The organism is Streptomyces sp. NPDC085460, assembly GCF_044541975.1.
GTDB lineage: Bacteria > Actinomycetota > Actinomycetes > Streptomycetales > Streptomycetaceae > Streptomyces.
On the sequence record NZ_JBITTO010000011.1, the window covers coordinates 112,985 to 130,853 of the forward strand.

14 protein-coding genes are annotated in these 17,869 nt (G+C 72.4%); 5 read left to right on the forward strand and 9 right to left on the reverse strand.

What is annotated here, in order from left to right:
- The first annotated feature begins 82 nt into the window (after positions 1 to 82).
- From ACIGHB_RS27290 to ACIGHB_RS27305, 4 genes are all read left to right on the forward strand, one after another.
- On the forward strand, positions 83 to 1,066 hold the full coding sequence (locus ACIGHB_RS27290; RefSeq protein WP_360312792.1) for a fatty acid desaturase: 984 nt from the start codon (positions 83 to 85) through the stop codon (positions 1,064 to 1,066).
- Positions 1,063 to 1,749, forward strand: coding sequence for a TetR/AcrR family transcriptional regulator (locus ACIGHB_RS27295; RefSeq protein WP_360312790.1), 687 nt, complete (start codon positions 1,063 to 1,065; stop codon positions 1,747 to 1,749). Before ACIGHB_RS27290 ends, ACIGHB_RS27295 begins: the two co-directional genes overlap by 4 nt.
- A 206-nt stretch (positions 1,750 to 1,955) precedes the next feature.
- A complete protein-coding gene (locus ACIGHB_RS27300) occupies positions 1,956 to 3,650 on the forward strand; it encodes an FG-GAP repeat domain-containing protein (protein WP_399916571.1) in 1,695 nt (564 codons plus the stop codon).
- A 213-nt stretch (positions 3,651 to 3,863) separates the two neighbouring features.
- Positions 3,864 to 5,540: an FG-GAP repeat domain-containing protein gene (locus ACIGHB_RS27305; RefSeq protein WP_399916573.1), complete on the forward strand. Its 1,677-nt coding sequence runs from the start codon at positions 3,864 to 3,866 to the stop codon at positions 5,538 to 5,540.
- Positions 5,541 to 5,616: 76 nt separating this feature from the next.
- On the opposite strand, the gene ACIGHB_RS27310 is transcribed toward ACIGHB_RS27305, so the two are convergent.
- A complete protein-coding gene (locus ACIGHB_RS27310) occupies positions 5,617 to 6,453 on the reverse strand; it encodes a trans-aconitate 2-methyltransferase (protein WP_360312784.1) in 837 nt (278 codons plus the stop codon).
- 162 nt (positions 6,454 to 6,615) lie between these two features.
- Here ACIGHB_RS27310 and ACIGHB_RS27315 point away from each other — a divergent pair, with 162 nt between their 5' ends.
- Entirely contained in the window at positions 6,616 to 7,113 is a 498-nt protein-coding gene (locus ACIGHB_RS27315) for a MarR family transcriptional regulator (RefSeq protein ID WP_360312782.1), read from the forward strand.
- Here ACIGHB_RS27315 and ACIGHB_RS27320 read toward each other — a convergent pair.
- The 8 genes from ACIGHB_RS27320 to ACIGHB_RS27355 all read right to left on the reverse strand — a co-directional run bounded on the left by ACIGHB_RS27320 (position 7,072) and on the right by ACIGHB_RS27355 (position 17,864).
- Positions 7,072 to 7,854 (reverse strand): response regulator transcription factor, encoded by a 783-nt coding sequence (locus tag ACIGHB_RS27320; RefSeq protein ID WP_360312780.1) that lies wholly within the window; start codon positions 7,852 to 7,854, stop codon positions 7,072 to 7,074. The two genes, ACIGHB_RS27315 and ACIGHB_RS27320, sit on opposite strands and share 42 nt — an antisense overlap.
- Positions 7,855 to 8,100: 246 nt before the next feature.
- On the reverse strand, positions 8,101 to 9,240 hold the full coding sequence (gene galK, locus ACIGHB_RS27325) for a galactokinase (protein ID WP_399916575.1): 1,140 nt from the start codon (positions 9,238 to 9,240) through the stop codon (positions 8,101 to 8,103).
- The gene (gene galE, locus ACIGHB_RS27330; protein WP_399916578.1) at positions 9,237 to 10,229 is read right to left on the reverse strand and encodes a UDP-glucose 4-epimerase GalE; all 993 of its coding nucleotides are present in this window, start codon (positions 10,227 to 10,229) and stop codon (positions 9,237 to 9,239) included. Before galE ends, galK begins: the two co-directional genes overlap by 4 nt.
- Positions 10,226 to 11,269, reverse strand: coding sequence for a galactose-1-phosphate uridylyltransferase (galT, locus tag ACIGHB_RS27335; protein ID WP_360312774.1), 1,044 nt, complete (start codon positions 11,267 to 11,269; stop codon positions 10,226 to 10,228). The genes galE and galT overlap by 4 nt, the downstream gene beginning before the upstream one ends.
- A gap of 99 nt (positions 11,270 to 11,368) precedes the next feature.
- A complete protein-coding gene (locus tag ACIGHB_RS27340; protein WP_360312772.1) occupies positions 11,369 to 12,052 on the reverse strand; it encodes a LuxR C-terminal-related transcriptional regulator in 684 nt (227 codons plus the stop codon).
- A 181-nt stretch (positions 12,053 to 12,233) separates the two neighbouring features.
- On the reverse strand, positions 12,234 to 14,066 hold the full coding sequence (locus tag ACIGHB_RS27345; RefSeq protein ID WP_399916580.1) for a PQQ-binding-like beta-propeller repeat protein: 1,833 nt from the start codon (positions 14,064 to 14,066) through the stop codon (positions 12,234 to 12,236).
- Between the two features lie 13 nt (positions 14,067 to 14,079).
- Positions 14,080 to 15,945 carry a PQQ-binding-like beta-propeller repeat protein gene (locus ACIGHB_RS27350; protein ID WP_399916582.1) on the reverse strand — a complete coding sequence of 622 codons (1,866 nt, stop codon included), beginning with the start codon at positions 15,943 to 15,945 and terminating at the stop codon, positions 14,080 to 14,082.
- Positions 15,946 to 16,058: 113 nt separating this feature from the next.
- Positions 16,059 to 17,864, reverse strand: a complete 1,806-nt coding sequence (locus ACIGHB_RS27355; protein WP_399916584.1) for an ABC-F family ATP-binding cassette domain-containing protein — start codon at positions 17,862 to 17,864, stop codon at positions 16,059 to 16,061.
- Positions 17,865 to 17,869 lie beyond the last annotated feature (5 nt).

Here is a 17,869-nt window from a genome sequence, read left to right on the forward strand (position 1 = left end):
ACGTCGCCGTAGGTTACGCAGCCGTAGCCTCGGCCTGTTCCGCACTGTACGTACCCTCTCCCTCACCCCCCAGGGGACACGCATGACCATCAGTCCCGAGGTGACCTCGGTGTCCGAGTCGTCCGATCCGGTCCAGACCCTGCCCTCCGCCACGCTGGGCGGCGACAGCAAGGGTTCCGTCGAGCAGTTGGCGCTGGCGCTGTTCATCGTCGTGCCGTTCGTGGCACTGGTGGCGGCGGTGCCGCTGGCCTGGGGCTGGGGGGTGAGCTGGCTGGACCTGGGGCTGATGACGGCGATGTACTACATCGGCTGCCACGGCATCACGATCGGTTTCCACCGCTACTTCACGCACGGGTCGTTCAAGGCGAAGCGGCCGCTGCGGATCGCGCTGGCGGTCATGGGGTCGCTGGCGGTGGAGGGGCCGCTGGTGCGCTGGGTGGCGGACCACCGCAAGCACCACAAGTTCTCGGACGCGGAGGGCGACCCGCATTCGCCGTGGCGGTTCGGGGAGACGGTGCCGGCGCTGATGAAGGGCCTGTGGTGGGCGCACATCGGCTGGATGTTCGACGAGGAGCGGACGCCGCAGCACAAGTACGCGCCGGATCTGATCAAGGACCCGGCGATCCGGCGGATCTCGCGCCACTTCATCGTGTGGACCATCGTGTCGCTGGCGATCCCGCCGGTGGTGGGCGGTCTGGTGACGTGGTCGTGGTGGGGCGCGTTCACGGCGTTCTTCTGGGGTTCGCTGGTGCGGGTCGCGCTGCTGCACCACGTGACGTGGTCGATCAACTCGATCTGTCACGCGGTGGGCAAGCGTCCGTTCAAGTCGCGGGACCGTTCGGGGAACGTGTGGTGGCTGGCGGTGCTGTCGTGCGGCGAGTCGTGGCACAACCTGCACCACGCGGATCCGACGTCGGCGCGGCACGGTGTGCTGAGGGGGCAGGTGGACTCCAGCGCGCGGCTGATCCGCTGGTTCGAGAAGGCGGGCTGGGCGTACGACGTGCGGTGGCCGGCGCAGTCCCGTATCGACGCCCGGCGCCAGGACAAGGCCGCGAACGCGGCATGATGGAGGACGTGGCGATCGACGGCAGTTCCAGCAGCAGCAGCGGTACCGGCGCGAAGCCCCGGCGGAGCCGGCGGGTGAGGATGACCGGCGCGGAGCGCCGGGAGCAGCTGCTGGACATCGGCCGCACGCTCTTCGCCGAGAAGGGCTTCGAGGGCACGTCGGTGGAGGAGATCGCGGCGAAGGCCGGGGTGTCGAAGCCGGTGGTGTACGAGCACTTCGGCGGCAAGGAGGGCCTGTACGCGGTCGTGGTCGACCGGGAGATGCGGCAGCTCCTGGACGGGGTGACGGGCGCGCTGACCGCCGGCCATCCGCGGGAGCTGCTGGAGCAGGCGGCGTTCGCGCTGCTCGACTACATCGAGAACTACACGGACGGTTTCCGGATCCTGGTCCGGGACTCGCCGGTGGCGCAGTCGACGGGCACGTTCGCCTCGCTGATCAGTGACATCGCGACGCAGGTCGAGGACATCCTGGGTCTGGAGTTCAAGGCGCGGGGTTTTGATCCGAAGCTGGCGCCGCTGTACGCGCAGGCGCTGGTCGGCAGCGTGGCGCTGACGGGGCAGTGGTGGCTGGACGTGCGCAAGCCGAAGAAGGCCGAGGTGGCGGCGCATCTGGTGAACCTGGCGTGGCACGGCCTGGACGGTCTGGAGCAGAAGCCGCGGCTGATAGGGCACCGGAAGAACTGAGGGCGCGGCCGGGTCCGCCGGTTCGGGCGGGTGTCCGAGCTGACGGATCCCGAAAAGCTTCGTTGCCGTCTCAACGATCAACGCTATGATCCCTCCACATCCGGGGGGGTGTTTCGCCCTCCGCACGTGGCCCTCGTGTGCCCTGCGGAGGTGGTGCGGACCCCTGTCCTGGTACCTGTTCTCACGTTCCCCAGGGGGGGATCACTTTGCGTACCGCTTTCTCCGGGCGTGGCCGCCGCGTCTCCGCGTGCACCGCGCTCGCCCTCTCCGCCGGCATGCTGCTGGCGACCCCCGCGTCGGCCGGCACGCCCGCGCCGCTTCCCTCGGCCGAGCGGCCGGTGGCCTCGCCCGAGCTGCCCCGCGAGTCCTACACCGTGCCCCAGGACACCGGCCGCGCGTCCGCCGCGGCGGCGACGGGTGACACCAAGCCGCTCGCCGACCTGAACAGCGACGGCTGGGAAGACGTCATCTTCCGCGCCATGAACGGCAAGCTGTACTCGTCGCTGTCCGACGGCGGCGGCGCGGAGTTCCTCGCGGGCCGTTCCGAGGTCGCGAAGGACATCATCCCGATCGGCAACCAGGGCGGCAACAACGTCCGTCCCGAGGTGCTGGTGCTCTCCGAGACCGGCACGCTGACGATGTACCAGGACGCCCACCGGGACAGCTACGACTGGGAACTGCGGGTCGGCTCCGGCTGGCAGATCTACAACAAGGTCTTCTCGCCCGGCGACGTCAACGGCGACGGCCGCGCCGACGTCCTCGCCCGCACCCACGCCGGTGAGCTGTACGTGTACCTGGGCACCGGCCACATGACCGGCCCGCTCTCGACGCGGAAGCGGATCGGCGGCGGCTGGGGCGCCTACGACCAGCTGATCGGCGCCGGTGACGCCACCGGCGACGGCAAGGGCGACCTGTACGCCCGCGACTCCTCCGGCCGTCTGTGGTTCTACGCGGCCACCGGCGACCTGAGCCGTCCGTTCGGCACCCGGCGGGCCATCGGGCAGGGCTGGAACACGTACAACCAGATCGCGTGGGCGGGCAGCGGCGCCCTCGTCGCCCGCGACAACACGGGCACGGTGTACCTGTACGACCCCCGGGGCAACGGCACCCTGACGCCGCGCCGCAAGGCGAGCGAGACGGGCGGCTGGGCGGGCGTCGCGCAGTTCGCGAACTCGGGCAGCATCCCGTACACGGGCAAGGCGGCCGTCCTGGCCCGGTCCCACGCCGGCAACCTGTTCTGGTACGGCGCCACCACGCGGGGTGTCCTGACCGCGCGGGAGCAGCTGACCGACGACGGCTCGTGGGCCGGCATCGGCTTCTTCCACCCCTCCTCGCTCGACGGGGACGGTCACCCGGAGCTCGGCTGGGTCTACGAGGGCCGGCTCGGCGTGAACTCGAACGTCATCGGTTCGGGCTGGGGCGTGTACAACGCGCTGGTCGGCCCCGGCGACCTGAGCGGCGACGGCAAGGGCGACCTGCTCGCCCGGGACCGCTCCGGCGTCCTGTACCTGTACAAGGGCAACGGCTACGGCACCGCGTTCGCGTCCCGGGTCCGGGTCGGCGACGGGTGGAGCGCGTACGACAAGCTGGTCGGCGCCGGTGACTACACCGGTGACGGCCGCACGGACCTGCTGGCCCGCACCGCGTCCGGCAACCTGTACGTGTACGCGGGTACGGGGAAGGCGAGCGCGCCGTTCAAGGGCCGGAAGCTGATCGGCGGCGGCTGGGGCGCGTACAAGCACCTCGTCGCGCCCGGCGACCTGAACGCCGACGGCAAGGCGGACCTGCTGGCCGTCACCTCCGGCGGCACGCTGTACCGCTACACGAACACGTCGCCGGGCAAGTTCGCGCCGCGCGCGAAGCTCGGGACGGGCTTCGACGTCTACAACAGCATGTCCTGACCCTCCGGGTCCCGAAGGGCGGTGCCCGCACCGGATCACCGGTGCGGGCACCGTTCGGCATCCGTCCGCGTCGTTGTCGGCGGGGCGGGTTACACTCACGCTCACATTCGGATGGATGTTCGCCCCTCGCACGTCAGAGCACGCGCGAAGGCGCCGCGAACCTGTCCGGGTCCCACTTTTCTTCGTTCCCCAGGGGGGGATCCTTTGCGCTCCGTGTTCTCCGGGCGTGGCCGCCGCGTCGCCGCGTGCACCGCTCTCGCCCTCTCCGCCGGCATGCTCCTGGCGACGCCGGCGTCCGCCGACACCCCGGCTCCGGTCGCCACGACCGAGAAGAAGACCTCGTCCTTCACGCCGCCGAAGCTGGTCCGTCCCGCGCAGGACGGCGCCCGCGCCGGCGCTCAGAACGCCGAGGCCGGCTCGCCGCTCCTGTCGGACCTCGACCTCGACGGCAGCGACGACCTGATCTTCCGTGCCGGAAACGGCTCGATCTACTCGTCCGCCGGGCCCGACGAGGTCCAGCTGGCCCGTGTCGACAACGTCGCCAAGGACATCATCCCGATCGGCGACCAGGGCGGCGAGGCCGAGCCCGAGCTGCTGGTCCTGTCCGAGAACGGCGCGCTGACGCTGTACAAGGACGTCGCCCCGTACGGCACGCCGTACGAGTACGCCGTGGGCGGCGGCTGGCAGGCATACAACAAGATCACCTCGCCCGGTGACGTGAACGCGGACGGCCGTGCCGACGTGATCGCCCGCACGCCCGAGGGCCAGCTGTACCTGTACCTGGGCACCGGCACCATGTCGAAGCCGCTGGGCACCCGCATCAGCGTCGGCGGCGGCTGGAACGTCTACGACCAGCTCGTGGGCCTCGGCGACGGCAACGGCGACGGACGGGCCGACCTGTACGCCCGCGACAACGCCGGCACCCTGTGGTTCTACGCCGGCACCGGTGTCACGTCCAAGCCGTTCGCCACCCGCACGTCCATCGGCGGCGGCTGGGGGATCTACAACCAGATCCTGCCCGCCGGCAACGGCGCCCTGTGGGCCAGGGACAACTCGGGCTCGCTCTACCTGTACACCGGCAAGGGCAACGGCACCCTGAACACGCGCGAGAAGGTCGGTGCGACCGGCGACTTCGCGGGCATCGAGCAGTTCGCCCTCGCGGGGAACATCCCGTCCACCGGCAAGGACGGCTTCTACGCCCGTGACACGGCCGGCACGATGTACTGGTACGGCCCCTCGGGGACGGGCAAGGTCAACCCGCGGCAGCAGGCCAGCACCGCGGGCGACTGGCAGGGCGCCGTCTGGACGTCCGTCTCCTCGCTGAACCCCGACAACTCGCAGGACACCGTCCAGAACGTCGACGGCGACCTGTGGATCGACGGCATGTACTTCGTCGGCTCCGGCTGGAACACCTACAACGCCTACGCCGGCTCCGGTGACCTCAGCGGCGACGGCAAGGGCGACCTGCTGGCCCGCGACCGCTCCGGCGTCCTCTACCTGTACAAGGGCAACGGCGAGGGCGACAAGTTCGCCACCCGCATCCGCGTCGGCACCGGCTGGGGCGCGTACAACAAGCTCTTCGGCGCCGGTGACTACACCGGTGACGGCCGCGCTGACCTGCTGGCCCGCACCACCTCCGGCGACCTGTACCTGTACGCGGGTACCGGCAACGCCACCGCCCCGTTCAAGGGCCGCGTCAAGATCGGCTCCGGCTGGGGCACCTACAAGCACCTGGCCGCCGCCGGCGACCTCAACGCGGACGGCAAGGGCGACGTCGTCGGCATCACGTCCACGGGTGACCTGTACACCTACCTGAACACCGCCCCGGGCAAGTTCTCCACCCGGGCCCGCTTCGGCGGCGGCTTCCAGATCTACAACCAGATCGGCTGACGCCACCCGGCACCGCACCACGCCCGCCCCGCACCGGAACCCTCCGGTGCGGGGCGGGCGTGTTTCCGGCGGGGCGTCAGCCCGGTTTGCGGGCGACCGCGAAGACGCGGCGGAAGGGGAAGACCGTGCCGTCCGGGCCGGCCGGGTACGCCTCGCGGAGCAGGTCGCGGTACTGGGCGAGGAAGGCGTCGGCGGCCTCCCCGTCGTCGGCGAGGGCCGTCAGGACGGGGCGCAGGGCGGTGCCCTTGACCCAGTCGAGGACGGCGTCCTCGCCCTGGAGGAGCTGGCAGTAGACGGTCTCCCAGGCGTCCGTCTCGCAGCCGAGGGCGGTGAGGCGGGCGAGGTAGTCGGCCGGGTCGAGGATGTGGACGAAGCGGCGGCCCTGGTCGGCGAGGCGGGCGCGCCACTCGGGGCGGGCGCAGAGTTCGCCGAGGAGGGCGTGGCTGGGGGAGGTGAAGTTGCCGGGGACCTGGAAGGCGAGGGTGCCGCCGGGGCGGAGTCCCTCGATCCAGCGGGCGAAGGACTCGGGGTGGTTGGGGACCCACTGGAGGGCCGCGTTGGAGACGATCAGGTCGTAGGGCTCGTCGGGGGTCCAGTGGGCCGCGTCGGCGGGGCGGAAGTCGAGCCAGCCGCCGCCGGAGGTGGTGCCGGCCCAGTCCTTCTCCGCTTTTTCGAGCATCTCGGGCGAGAGGTCGAGGCCGGTGATGTGGGCGTCGGGCCAGCGGTCGGCGAGGAGGGCCGTGACGTTGCCGGGGCCGCAGCCGAGGTCGGCGATGCGGGCGGGGCGGCCGTGGTCGGGGAGGCGGGGTATTCGGTGGAGGAGGTCGAGGAAGGGGCGGGCGCGGTGGGCGGAGTGGCGCAGGTACTGCGCCGGGTCCCACACCGGTGTGGCGGCGGATTCAACGGAATGCATGTTCGAAGCCCCCTTGCAGGCGAGAGTCGGCCAAACGGAACCGGTTCCGGCCGGGTCCCTTCCCCGTTGTACAGCCAACTATATCTTGATGTCGAGATACATGACATCGAGAAACTTGAACGCAAGAGACTTTATGTCAACAGACCCACTACACTGATCGCCATGGAGGACGAGGTCGACCGTCTGGTCGCTGCATGGCGCCGCGAGCGCCCGGACCTCGACGTGGAACCGTTGGAGGTCCTCAGCCGCGTCTCCCGGCTGGCCCGGCACCTCGACCGCGCCCGCAGGCTCGCCTTCTCGGAGCACCAGCTGGAGCCCTGGGAGTTCGACGTCCTCACCTCGCTGCGCCGCGCCGGAGCCCCGTACCAGCTCTCCCCCGGCCAGCTCCTCACCCAGACCCTGGTCACCTCCGGCACGATGACCAACCGCATCGACCGGCTCACCAAGAAGGGCCTGGTCGAGCGGCTGCCCGACCCCAGCGACCGGCGCGGCGTCCTGGTCAGGCTCACCTCCGAGGGGCGCGACCGCGCCGACGAGGCGCTGGCCGGACTGCTCGCCCAGGAGCGGGCCATCCTCGCCCAGCTCTCCCGCCCGCAGCGCGCCGAACTCGCCGCCCTGCTACGCCGGCTGACCGCCCCGTTCGACAACGTTCCCGGCTAGGACCCGCCCCGGCTCCGGAAGCGGTGCCGGGCCCACGCCCGCGCGGCGGGCCAGCGCCACCGCCGCCAGCGTCGAGTGGACGCCCAGCTTCCCCAGCACGTTCTGCATGTGCGTACGGACCGTGTGCGGGGAGAGGAACAGCCGCTCCGCCACCGCCTTCCGGCCGAGCCCCGCCACCATGCAGCGCAGCACCTCGCGCTCGCGCGGGGTCAGCGACGCCACGAGCTGTTCGCTCTCCGTCCGGTGCTTCCGGTCCGCCGTCAGCTCCCGCAGCACCCCCGTCAGCAGCGCCGGCGGCAGATGCGTCTCGTCCCGCAGCACCCCCCGGACCACGGCGAGCAGCCGCTGGAGCGAACAGTCCTTCGCCACCCATCCGGAGGCCCCCGCCTGGAGCGCGAGGGCGGCCCTGCGGGCGTCGTCCCGCTCGGCGAGCACCACCGCGCGGACCGCGGGCTGCGCCTTGCGCACCCCCGCGACCAGCGAGATCCCGTCGACGGCGGGCTCACCGTCCGGCCCGTTCGGTACGGCCGCCGGGGCGGCGGGCGGCGCGCCCAGGTCGGCGTCGACGAGCAGCACGTCGAAGCGGCGTCCCTCCGCGGCCCCCCGGTCCAGACAGCGCAGGGCGGCGGGACCGCTGCCCGCCGCGGCGACGTCGACGTCCGGCTCGGCCGCGAGCGCGGCCGCCAGCGACTCGGCGAAGACGCGGTGGTCGTCCACCACCAGGACCCGGATTCGTGCCACGGACACCCCCAAGTGTCGAGGAGAGGGCCGGCGCGGTACGGCGCCGGGGGCGGGGTCCGTCGGGCGTACGGCCGCCGCCGTGCCCTGACTGCTACCCCTGCGCCCGGCGCCGTACCCGACGGGTCTCGCCCCCTGAACGGCACCGGCCCCCACCGGCGCTGCCCCACAGAGTAGGGGCGGGGCGGCACGGTGGGGGCCGATTGGCGGAAGTGTCCGAAGTCGGGCGTACGTGTGGCCGGGCGGGGGTCAGAGGCGGCGGGCGCCCGCCGAGGGGACCGCGGGGAAGATCCCCGGCTCCGCGTACCCGGCGCCGGCGAACGCCTTACGGACCGCCGCGCCGATCTCCTCCGCCCGGTCCGCCTCGACCAGGACCACCGCCGAGCCGCCGAAACCGCCGCCGGTCATCCGGGCGCCGAGCGCTCCGGCCGCGTTCGCCGCCTCGACCACCAGGTCCAGCTCCGGGCAGGAGACCCGCAGATCGTCCCGGAGCGAGGCGTGGCCCTCGGTGAGGACCGGGCCGACCGCGCGGGTCGCGCCGGCGTCGAGCAGGGCGATCACCCGGACCACCCGGTCGTTGTCCGACACCACGTGCCGGACGTACCGCAGAATCGTCCCGTCGCTCAGACGGTCGAGCGCGGCGGGCAGATGCGCGGCGTCCACCTCGCGCAGGGAGCGCACCCCGAGCGCCCGCGCGCCCGCCTCACAACCGGCGCGCCGCTCGGCGTACGCGCCGTCCCCGAGCGCGTGCTTCACGCGGGTGTCGACGACGAGCAGCGCCAGCCCCTCGGCGGCGAGGTCGAAGGGCACCTGCCGGTACGACAGGTCCCGGGTGTCCAGGTGGAGGGCGTGGCCCTCCTCGGCGCAGGCGGACGCCATCTGGTCCATCACCCCGCAGGGCACGCCGACGAACTCGTTCTCGGCGCGCTGCGCGATCCGGGCCAGCTCCGGGCGGGTCAGGCCGAGGTCGTAGAGGTCGTTCAGGGCCAGGGCGGTGACGACCTCCAGGGCGGCCGAGGAGGAGAGCCCGGCGCCGGTCGGCACGGTGGAGGAGAGGTGCACGTCGGCGCCGGACACCGGGTGTCCGGCCGCCCGCAGCGCCCAGACGACGCCGGCCGGGTAGGCGGCCCAGCCGCCGCCGGAGAGCGGTTCCAGGGCGTCGACGCCGAGCTGGACGATCCCGCCGTCGGCATCGCCCGAGTGCAGGCGCAGGACGCCGTCGTCGCGGCGGGCGACGGCGGCGACGGTGGTGTGCGGCAGGGCGAGCGGCAGCACGAAGCCGTCGTTGAAGTCGGTGTACTCCCCGATGAGGTTGACCCGCCCGGGGGCGGCCCAGACGCCGTCGGGCGCGGCGCCGTACAGCGCCTCGAAGTCGGCGGCGACGGTCATGCGGTTCCCTCCTCGGGGCGGCGGGCGAAGGCCCAGGCGTCGGCGACGACCTCGGCGAGGTCGGGGCGGGACGGGATCCAGCCGAGCCGCTCGCGGGCGGCGTCGGCGGAGGCGACGAGGACGGCCGGGTCGCCGGGGCGGCGGGCGGCGGCGACCTCCGGGATCGCGTGGCCGGTGACCTTGCGGACGGTCTCGATCACCTCGCGGACGGAGAAGCCGTTGCCGTTGCCGAGGTTGCAGATCAGGTGCTCGCCGGCCGGGACGGCGCCGTCCGTCATGGCGTCGAGGGCGAGGAGGTGGGCCTCGGCGAGGTCGGCGACGTGGATGTAGTCGCGGACGCAGGTGCCGTCGGGGGTCGGGTAGTCGTCGCCGTAGACGGAGATGGCCTCGCGGCGGCCGAGGGCGACCTGGAGGACGAGCGGGACGAGGTGCGACTCGGGCTCGTGGCGCTCGCCGAGCCCGCCGTGGGCCCCGGCGACGTTGAAGTAGCGCAGGGAGGCGGCGGCGAGGCCGTGGGCGGCGCACTCGCCGGTGATCATGTGGTCGACGGCCAGCTTGCTCGCCCCGTACGGGCTGGTGGGGGCGGTCGGCGCGGACTCGGTGATCGGCACGGTCGCCGGCTCGCCGTAGGTGGCGGCGGTGGAGGAGAAGACCAGCTTGCGGACGCCGGCCGTCCGCATGGCGGCGAGCAGGGCGAGGGCGCCGCCGACGTTGTTCTCCCAGTACTTCTCCGGCTTGGCGACGGACTCGCCGACCTGCGAGAACGCGGCGAAGTGCAGGACGCCGTCGTAGGAGCCGTCGAGCCACCGGGCGGCGTCCTGGATCCGGCCCTCGATGAACTCGGCGCCCGCGGGGACGCCCTCGCGGAAGCCGGTGGAGAGGTCGTCGAGGACGGTGACCCGGTGGCCCCGCTCCAGGAGGTGGGCCGCGACCACACCGCCCACGTAGCCCGCCCCGCCCGTGACCAGGTACTTCCTGGGAGTCGTCATGCGCTTGCCACCTCTCGGATACGCCGGGCCGCGTCCTCCGGCCGGATGTCGTTCATGAACGCGCCCATGCCGGACTCGGTACCGGCGAGGAACTTCAGCTTCCCGGAGGCGCGCCGGACCGTGAACAGCTCCAGGTGCAGTCCGAACTCCTCCCGCCGCTCGTCCGTGAACGGCGCCTGGTGCCAGGCGGCGATGTAGGGCGTGGGCGGCTCCGCCGGGCCGAAGATCCGGTCGAAGCGCCTCAAGAGTTCCAGATAGACCTGTGGGAACTCTGTCCGCGCGGCCTCGTCGAGGGCGAGCAGGTCGGGCACCCGCCGGGTGGGGTGGAGGTGGATCTCGTACGGCCACTTGGCGGCGTAGGGGACGAAGGCGATCCAGTGCTCGGTCTCCAGGACCACCCGTTCGGCGTCGGCGCGTTCGCGGGCGACGAGGTCGTCGAAGAGGTTCCGGCCGGTGGCCCGGCGGTGCTCGTCGACCCGGCGGCGGGTCAGCGCGGTGCGGGGGGTGACGTACGGGAAGGCGTAGATCTGGCCGTGCGCGTGCGGCAGGGTGACGCCGATCTCCCGGCCCCGGTTCTCGAAGCAGTAGACCTGCTCGACGCCGGGGAGGGCGGAGAGGGCGGCGGTGCGGTCGGTCCAGGCGTCGAGGACGAGGCGGGCCCGCTCCTCGGTGAGGTCGGCGAAGGAGGCGGTGTGGTCGTCGGTGAAGCAGACGACCTCGCAGCGGCCGACGCCGCCGGAGAGGGAGGGGAAGCGGTTCTCGAAGACCACGACCTCGTAGCTCTCCTCGGGGACCTCGCTCTCGCGCCCGTCGCGGGCGGGGCAGAGCGGGCAGGCGTCGGCCGGCGGGAGGTAGGTGCGGCTCTGCCGGTGGGACGCGACGGCGACGTGATCGCCGGTCAGCTCGTCGTACCGGATCTCCGAGCGGGAGGTGACGGGGGCGAGCGGGCGCGGGTCGACGGCCGTGCGCACGACGTCGTCGCGCGTGTCGTAGTAGATGAGCTCGCGCCCGTCGGCGAGCGTGGTGACGGTCTTCTTCACGGGGTGCCCTCCGGGCGCGAATAAACAGAACCACGCACAAAGAATCACAATCAAACATCGGAGTCAATGGCCGAGCCCCACACCCGCCCGAAGGCGATCTCAGGACGGCGTGCGCTGCCCCGGCACCGCCCGCTCCAGCAGCCCCGTCCGGGCCGCCAGGGCAGCCGCCTCCAGACGCGAACCGACCCCCAGCTTCATCAGCACCCGCTGCACGTGCGTCCGCGCCGTGCTCGGCGCGATCCCCATGCCCGCCGCGATCAGCCGGGTGTCCTCCCCCTCCGCGACCCGCACCAGCACCTCCACCTCCCGGTGCGTCAGCAGCCGCAGCAGCCGCTGCGCCTCGTCGTCGGGCTGCGCCGCCGGGTTCAGCAGCTCGGCGAAGGCCCCCGCGAGCAGCTGCGGCGCCACCGCCGCCTCCCCCGCCCGGGCCTTCAGCAGCGCCCGCTCCACGCCCTCGATCCGCTCGTCGTGCCGGACGTACCCGGACGCGCCGGCCGCGAAGGCCGCCGCGATCCCGCGCGGCGACGGGACGGGGCCCAGCACCACCACGGCCACCTGCGGGCGCTCCCGCTTGATCCGCGCGACCGGTTCGAAGACGCCGGGCGCGGCCGGCGCGGCCGTGCCGAAGAGGCACACCTCCGGCGCCCGGCCCACCACGACCTCCGCCGCCCCCGCCGTCGGCGCCGCCGCCGCGAGCACCCGGTGCCCGCGCAGCTTCAGCGCCGAGGCGAGTGCCTCCGCGAGCAGGCGGTGGTCGTCCACGACCACGAGCCGTACGCCCATCCGTCATCCCCCATCCCCCGGGCGTGCCGTCCCCCGGCACCTCTGACCCGGCAAGCTACACGCTCCCCCACCCCACGGCCCGTCAACCTCCGGCGCACGAACGGGGGACGAAAGGGGGACGGACGACGACGAGGGCCTCCCCGGGGCGGCCGGGGAGGCCCTCGTCGTGGACGGGTGCGGGTCAGCGCTTCGTGGCGAAGGACACCGCGTGGTACTTCTTGCCGAAGGAGCTGTCCGACTCCCGCGGCTTGTTCGCGTACGTGGCCGAGATGAAGAACCGGCCGTCGGCGTAGAGCAGTTCGGCACCGGTGATCGAGAAGCTGCTCACGATGTCCCGGTTCCCCTTGTCCGACGGGGTCTCCAGGAGCAGGGTCTCCTTCATCGTGCCCGCGTTGACGGAGACGATCTGCCCGCCCTTGTCGTACGGGCCGACCTTGTACGCGATGAGGTCGCCGCCGTCCATGCGCAGCGGCATCAGCGTGTACCCGTCGCCCGCGTCGGCCTTCTCGGGGGCGGTCCGGCCGGTGGCGAGGTCGAAGGCGATGATCTCGTTGGTCTCGTCGCCGTACTCGCCGGTGGAGCCGTCGTGCTCCTCGGTCGGCAGGTAGAGCCGGTCGTCGCCGACGAGGACCTGCTGGCACTCCTCCACCGAGGTGGAGCCGCACCGGGCCGCGTAGCGGTCGGCGTTGGCCGTGATCTTGGTGCGGAGCTTCCCGGTCTTCTCGTCGAGGGAGAAGAAGTCCGAGATGCTGCTGCCGTCGTCGGCGGCGTCGCCGACGTTGGCCGCGACGACCAGCGGCTTGGTCGAGACGACCGAGGCGTACTTCACGCCCGTCGGCATCTTGTACTGCGAGAGCGGCTTGCCCGACACCGGGTCGAGGTTCTGCACGAGGATGGTCTCGGCGCCGTACTTGCCGCACTTGCGGACCGCGACGAGCCCGGCGCCGCCGCCGTAGCCCATGTCGTAGCAGTTCTGGTCGTCGGACTGCGGCTTCCAGCGGACCTTGCCGGTGGCCGCGTCGAAGGCCGCCCCGCCGTCGGTGCCGCCGGCCGCGACGGTGCCGCCGCTGAGCGTCACCTCGCTGAACCGGGCCTTCTCGTCGCCGCCGCCGCTGACCGAAGCGGACCAGAGCAGCTTGCCGCTGTTCAGGTCGAGCATGCCGACCTTGTTGCAGCTCTGGTAGTAGCGGGGCGCGACCCGCTTGGACTCCTCGAAGAGGATCGGCACCTTGTTGTCGGCGGTCATGTGCCGGGACGCGCCGCAGACCTGGCCGGCCAGCGGGATCGTCCAGGAGACCGTGCCCTTGGCGAGGTCGTAGCCGACCACCGAGTTGACGCCCGTCTTCACGTACGTCGTGGCGGTGAGCCAGGAGCCGTCGACGGGCGTGGTGTCGGGCACCTTCGGCACGTCGATGCGGAAGGCCAGGCTCGCGCCGGTGTCCGCGCCCGGCTTCTCCTTGCCGTTGCCGCCGAGCCCGCTGCCGCCGGTGGTGGCCTCGCCGCCGCCGCCGTTCGGGTTCTGGTTCTGGCTGGTGCCGCCGCTCGGCTTGGCGTCCGTCGGCTCGTCCGTGCCGGAGTTGGCGTACCAGACGCCGCCGCCGACGATCAGCGCCACAGCCACGACCGCCGCGATGACGATGAGCGTGGTCGCCGACAGCTTCTTCCCGCCGCCGGGCGCGGGCGCCGGGACGTGCTGCTGGGGCGCGGTCGGGTAGCCGTACGGCTGCTGCTGCGGCGGCTGCGGCTGGTTCGGGTACCCGTACGGCGGCGGCACCGGCTGCTGGTGCTGCTGCTCCGGGTACCCGTAACCGGGCTGCGCCGGCGGCGGGGCCTGCGGGTAGCCGTAGCCCGGCTGTCCCTGCGGCGGGGGCGGCGGAGGCGTCGGCGCGCCGAAGCCGCCCTGGCCCTGGCCGTACCCCGGGTCCTGCGGGGCTCCGAAGCCGCCCGGAGGCTGGTTCGGCGGCGGGAACCCGCCGGGGGGCTGGTTCGGCGGCGGAGGGGGTGGCTGGGTCATCGGTCCGCGTACCTCACTTGCTGAAGCCCATCATCGTCTTGGTCTCCTTCTCCTCGGCGTCACTGGACGCCGAGACGCGCCCCGCCGCCACCACGAACGTGCCGCCGCCGTAGGCGTAACCGGCGCTGAAGAAGCCGCTCTCGATCTGCGCGACCGAGACGGGGTGCTTGAGGAGGATCTTCGGCGCGCCGCCGGCCGGGGCGATCGTCGCGACCGCGCCGCCCTTGTCGTACTTGGGCGCGACGTAGACCAGGACCTCGCCGCCCTCCATCCGCAGCGGCGTCATCTGCTGCTCCTCGGGCGCCTTCGAACGCCACTTGGGCTTGCCGTTCTTCAGGTCGAAGGCGACGACCTCGTTGGAGGTGCCGTAGGAGGCGTCGGTCGCCATGTAGAAGGTGTCACCGGCGGCGGCGACACCCGTGCAGCCCTGGAGGTTGCGGCCGAAGATGACGAGGCCGCCGCCGCAGCGCGGCGCGAACTTGTCCTTGCCGCCCTGGATCTGGGAGCGCACGGAGCCGTTCGGGTTGAGCGCGACGACCGACCACTTCTTCTGCTCGCGCTGGAAGGCCGAGACGACCAGCGGGTTCACCGAGTAGACCTTGTCGACCTCCCAGGTGAGGGCCAGCTTGTAGGTCCACTTGGGCTTGCCCGTGGTGGGGTCGACCTCGCTGATCGTGTGCTGTTCCTTGTTCACGTCGCCGGTGCGGCACTGGCTGGCCGCGACCAGCTTCGTGGCGTCGCCGGCGTACGCGTACGGCTTGCAGTCGCCGGTGGGGCCGGTGAAGACCTGCTTGCCGTCGGTGAGGGAGAAGCCGTAGGCGCTGCTGCTGCCGGCGGCGGTCACCGTGTTGCCGCCGATGGCGAGGGTGTTGTCGGAGAAGGCGAAGAGGCCGGTCGGCTTCGGAACGGCCTTCTTCCAGCCCGCCTTACCGGTCTTGAGGTCGATCTGCTGGAGCATCGAGCACTTGGCGCCGTCCTTGGCGCTCTCCTCGTACCCGAAGACCATCAGGCCGTTGGCACCCGGCTGGGCCGGGGTCGCGCACAGCTTGAAGGGCACGTCGACCTGCCACTTCTTGCTGCCGTCGGCGAGGCTGTAGCCGGCGACGCCCTTGTACATCGCCTTGACGACGGTGTCGCCGACGATCCACGGGCCGAAGACCTCGGAGCCGTTGCGGGGCAGGTCCACGTCGTTGGTGGTGAGGAAGTTGACCTTCGCCTCGCCCTCCTGGCGGGCCGCGTTCAGGTCGTCCTCGCCGCCGCCCTTGTCGCCGTCGCCGGAGCCGTCGCCCTGGTCGACGGACTCGGTCGGCTTCGGTGCCGTGGTGGCGCTGGAACTGGCGCTCGTCGTCGGGTTCGCGACGGTCGGCTCCTCGTCGTCGCCCTTGCCGACGACCGCCCACGTGGTGACGGCGGCGACGGCCACCACGGCCGCCGCGACGGCCGCGACGAGCGCGGTGCGGTTCTTGCCCGGGCCGCCGCCGGAGCCGCCGGCCGGGGCGGGCGCGCCCGGGTACATCGGCTGCGTCTGGCCCGGGTAGCCCCCGTAGGGCTGCTGCCCGTACGGGCCGGGCTGCTGGCCGTACGGACCCGGCTGCTGCTGCGGCTGGCCGTACGGTCCCGGCTGCGGCTGCTGCGGATAGCCGTACGGTCCCGGCTGCGGGGCCTGCTGCGGGTAGCCGTAACCGGGCTGGCCCTGCGGCGGCTGGCCCTGCGGCGGCTGGGCGGGCGGCTGGGCCTGCGGAGGCTGCGCCGGAGGCGTGGGCGGCATCTGCGGCGGCGTCGGCGGCATCTGCGGCGGGACGGGCGGCATGCCGCCCTGGTTCGGATCCTGGGGAGCTCCGAAGCCCCCCGGCGGCTGGTTGCTGGGCGGCTGGGTCATCAGCGCTTCCCCCTTGGCTGTGAGCGGGTTTTCTTTCTACCACTCACGCGGTGGCGCAAAAGCGACCGGTCCATCCCTTGTGCCCAAGGGAGGACCGGTCCGTGATGCCCTCGTTATGCGTTCTCCGCCAGTTCGAGCCAGCGCAGCTCCAACTCTTCACGTTCTCCCTGAAGTTCCCGCAACTCGGCGTCAAGCTTCGCGACCTTCGCGAAATCCGTCGCGTTCTCGGCGATCTGCGCGTGCAGCTTCGTCTCCTTCTCGGAGATCTTGTCGAGCTGCCGCTCGACCTTCTGGAGTTCCTTCTTCGCGGCGCGCGCGTCGGCGGCCGAGACGCCGGAGGCGGGCTGCGCGGCGGGGGCGGCGGGCGCCGGGGCCGCCGCCTCGATCATCCGCTGCCGCCGCTCCAGGTACTCGTCGATGCCGCGCGGCAGCATCCGCAGCGTCCGGTCGCCGAGCAGGGCGAAGGTGCGGTCGGTGGTGCGCTCCAGGAAGAAGCGGTCGTGGGAGATGACGACCATCGAGCCGGGCCAGCCGTCGAGGAGGTCCTCCAGCTGGGTCAGGGTCTCGATGTCGAGGTCGTTGGTGGGCTCGTCGAGGAAGAGGACGTTCGGCTCGTCCATGAGGAGGCGCAGCAGCTGGAGGCGGCGGCGCTCACCGCCGGACAGGTCGCCGACCGGCGTCCACTGCTTGTCCTTGCCGAAGCCGAACTGCTCGCAGAGCTGCCCGGCGGACATCTCGCGGCCCTTGCCGAGGTCGACCCGGTCGCGGATCTGCTGCACGGCCTCCAGGACCCGCAGCTGCGCGGGGAGTTCGGTGACGTCCTGCGAGAGGTAGGCGAGCCGCACGGTCTTGCCGACGACGATCCGGCCGGCCGGCGGCTGCTTCTCGCCCTGCGTGACGGCGGCATCCGCCAGCGCCCGCAGGAGTGAGGTCTTGCCCGCGCCGTTGACGCCGACGAGGCCGACGCGGTCGCCCGGGCCCAGCTGCCAGGTGAGGTGCTGGAGCAGCGTCTTGGGCCCGGCGGTGACCGTCACGTCCTCCAGGTCGAAGACGGTCTTGCCGAGCCGCGCGTTGGCGAACTTCATCAGCTCACTGGCGTCCCGCGGCTCCGGCACGTCCGCGATGAGCGCGTTGGCCGCCTCGATGCGGAACCGGGGCTTGGAGGTGCGGGCGGGCGCGCCGCGGCGCAGCCAGGCCAGCTCCTTGCGGACCAGGTTCTGCCGCTTGACCTCCTCGGTCGCGGCGATCCGCTCCCGCTCGGCGCGGGCGAAGACGTAGTCGGAGTAGCCGCCCTCGTACTCGAACACGTCGCCGCGCTGCACGTCCCACATGCGGGTGCAGACCTGGTCGAGGAACCAGCGGTCGTGGGTGACGCAGACGAGCGCCGAGCGGCGGCTCTGGAGGTGGCCGGCGAGCCAGGCGATGCCCTCGACGTCGAGGTGGTTGGTCGGCTCGTCGAGGACGAGGAGGTCCTGGTCCTCGATGAGCAGCTTGGCCAGCGCGATGCGGCGGCGCTCGCCGCCGGAGAGCGGGCCGATGACCGTGTCGAGGCCCTGCTCGAAGCCGGGCAGGTCGAGGCCGCCGAAGAGGCCGGTGAGCACGTCGCGGATCTTGGCGCTGCCGGCCCACTCGTGGTCGGCCATGACGCCGATGACCTCGTGCCGGATGGTGGCCTTCGGGTCGAGCGAGTCGTGCTGGGTGAGCACCCCGAGCCGCAGTCCGCCGCTGTGCGTGACCCGGCCGGTGTCGGCCTCCTCCAGGCGCGCCAGCATCCGGATGAGGGTGGTCTTGCCGTCGCCGTTGCGCCCCACGACCCCGATCCGGTCCCCCTCGGAGACGCCGAGCGAGACTCCGTCGAGCAGGGCACGGGTGCCGTACACCTTGCTGACGTTCTCGACATTGACCAGGTTGACGGCCACGTTGA